Raw genomic sequence first — 2,926 nt, forward strand, 5'->3', positions numbered from 1 at the left:
GTTAAAGGCATCGTAGGTGTATGTGGTGACCGTACCGTTGGGCGTGGTGTGCTTTATCAGGCGGTGGCGGCAGTCGTATTCATAGGTGGTCAGGGCACCGTATTTACCCTGTCGTTCAGTGATGAGGTTACCGAAACGGTCATACTCAAAACGGCGGTCGCCGTATGAGGTCATCCGGTTGCCGGGGTTGAGGGCCCGGCGCAGTTCAGGCGCTTCAGGCTCCGGTTCGCTCAGGCGGTTGCCGGTCAGGTCGTAAAGGAAGGTCTCTGCGGCGGCGGCGTGATGCGCGTCATCGTGCTGGCGGTGGCTGGCGGCGAGTAACCGGCCGGTCGGGTCGTATTCATATTTCCGGGCGCCGTCGCCGCTGATGTTCAGCAGTTCGCCGTCCGGGGAGTAATGATATTCCTGATGTCGCAGGGTCTGCGGCTGAAACTCCTCCGGGTGGACCTCACGCAGAAGGTGTCCGGCCAGCCTGCTGCGGTTGTCATAGCGGAAGCGGCTGGTGAGGGTGTTACCCTGACGGCGTTCGGTGACGCGGCCCTGCGTGTCATAGCCGAATGCCACCAGCGGGGCGTTATCGAGCAGGATACCCTGCAGGAGACCGTCATGGTGATGAAAACCCAGAATCTGGCTGTCGGGGAGCTGCATATCCGTCAGCAGCCCGGTTTCCTCACCATAGCGGTAGCGCAGGGTGGCGGCGTTCTGGTGTTCGGCGGTGAGCTGCCCGGCGCTGTTATAGTCCCATGCCAGGGCATTGCCGTCGCTGTCGGTGACTTCCGTCAGCTGGCCGTGATAATTGTAGTGATAACGTTCTTCGCTGCCGTCCGGGAGGATTTTTTTGCTGACGCGGCCTGCGGCGTCACGCTCATAGCGGGTCACCAGGGGCGCTTCATCATGGCGGTCGCCGTATTCATGTTTTTCGGTCAGGTGGCCGTTCGCACTGTAGTAATAGGCGGTCCTGACATTATCGAAGCCGGTCTCCTCGCTCAGCAGGCCTTCCGGGGTGTAGCGCAGACGATAACGTTCACCTTTCTGGTTCTCAATTTCGCTGACCTGGAGGTGAATATTGTCGTAGCGGTAGCGCAGGGTGGTGCCGTTGGGGAGGTGTTTAGTGGTGAGAAGGTGGAGCGGGGCGGCGTAATCATACTGCGTGACCTGACCACGTTCATCACGAAACCAGGTGACCTTACCGTAGGCGTTATAGCGGTACTCGCGGGTGGCGCCGTCAGGCAGATGAAGACAGGCGAGGCGGCCTGCGGCATCGTATTCATAGCGGGTCAGATTGCCTTCGCCGTCCGACTCCTGGCTGAGCCTGCCGTCGGGGTAATAGCTGAACCGCCGTACCGCGCCCGGGGTCTGGATATCTTCCAGCAGTTCACCCGCGCCGGACCAGATAAACTGTCGCCGGGAGCCATCGGGGTAGTGGATGTCGGTGACCTTACCCTGGTCGTTATATTCATAGCGGGTGAGCCGCCCGAGCGGGTCTGTTTTCTCCGTCAGTCTGCCGCAGGTGTCGCGGCGGAAGGTCCATGCGCGATACTCTTTTTTACGGCCGGTGGTGATTTTGTAAATCTGCCCGAACAGCCAGTCGTAGTTAACGATACGGCCATCCGGATATTCAACGGCGCGGAGTTCGCCCTGCGAGCCGTAATCGTGGTAAGTAGCAAGGCCTTCGCCATCAATAATACGGTGGAGATAACCTTCCTCGGTATAGTGATAGAGCGTCTCGTAACCGGATGGAGTAACCTGTTTCAGCAGGCGGGCCTGGTTGTCATGCTGCCAGACGCTGCGGCTGCCGTCCCGGTACGTGACGGTCACACAGCCGGTATCGTCATTCCACTGGTAGTGTTCATCAAGCTGGTCGAAATTCCCCCACTGGCGCAGGCAGCGCGCGGATTTGCCTTCGCCTTCCCACTGCCAGTTGAATTCCGCACCGCCTGCGAGTGTACGTTTCAGGATGACATTGTGACTGTCATAATCGTAACGCTCGGTCTCGCCGCCCTTTGTGGCAGCGATGAGTTGCCCGACGTCATTGTATTGATATTCAATGTTGTCGCCGGCAGGATGCCAGCTGTCGGAAACCCAGCGTTCCGTTACAAGTGAAGTAAGCTGATGTCGGTCACCAGCGTCAACCTGGCTGATAAAACGCCAGCGCCGTATGGGGGACTGCGCCGGAGAGAGTACCTCCTGTACCAGTCCATCCGAACTATGACGCACAGCCACGCTGTTACCGTTGCTGTCGCTAAGTGTGGTTAACCGGGCAATATCACCGGTGCGGGTGAAATGGAGAACGGGAGCATCGCCTCCCTGAACGACCAGAAACTCATTTTCCTGCTCGCCCAGGCACAGCATGGCTGACGCCACCGGGTTATTTATCTGCGTATAGCGTCCGGAAGGAAAAGGAAAGGAGACGGTTCGGTTCTCCTGGTCATGCCATAAGATGTGTGTTGCGGTAAAAGTTAGCGTCTGGCTGAATGAGTGGCTCCAGCCGTAACCCAGCCCATAATGCAGTTCCGCTGCGCTGGTGCGGTAAAAACGTCGCCAGATGACTGGCAGCCAGCCCGGAAGGGTAGTCTCCTCAAGAGAGAGAAGCTCTTCGCCAGTTACCAGAGAAACCGGGTCGCCGGAGTTTTCTGTATCTTCCGTCCTTCCTGTCTTTGTTTTGTTCGGATTAACACCGGGTTCGTTATTCAGTAGCTGGTTTTTATTAACCGTTTCGATATAAGTTGTCGCATTGCCCGATCTTGCTGCAACAGTGTCTTTCTCGTGGCCAGCAAGGTTCGTTTTTTTATCAATTAATGGATGGCCGCCGAATACGTGACCGTGGCCATTGTGATAGAGATTCTTATGTTTCCCTGCAAGCTGCCTGACCAGTGCTGCCAGAGGGTTCTCCGCGAAATTAGCCAGCTTTGTAACAATTGAATTT

1 protein-coding gene is annotated in these 2,926 nt (G+C 57.2%); it reads right to left on the reverse strand.

All coding sequences use genetic code 11. The annotated features are described in order from the left end of the window. The coding region (locus ENTHG_RS23795) for a DUF6531 domain-containing protein (protein WP_161624534.1) at positions 1-2,926 on the reverse strand (2,926 nt) is incomplete at both ends.

Source organism: Phytobacter massiliensis JC163 (assembly GCF_000321045.1).
Taxonomy (GTDB): Bacteria; Pseudomonadota; Gammaproteobacteria; order Enterobacterales; family Enterobacteriaceae; genus Phytobacter_A; species Phytobacter_A massiliensis.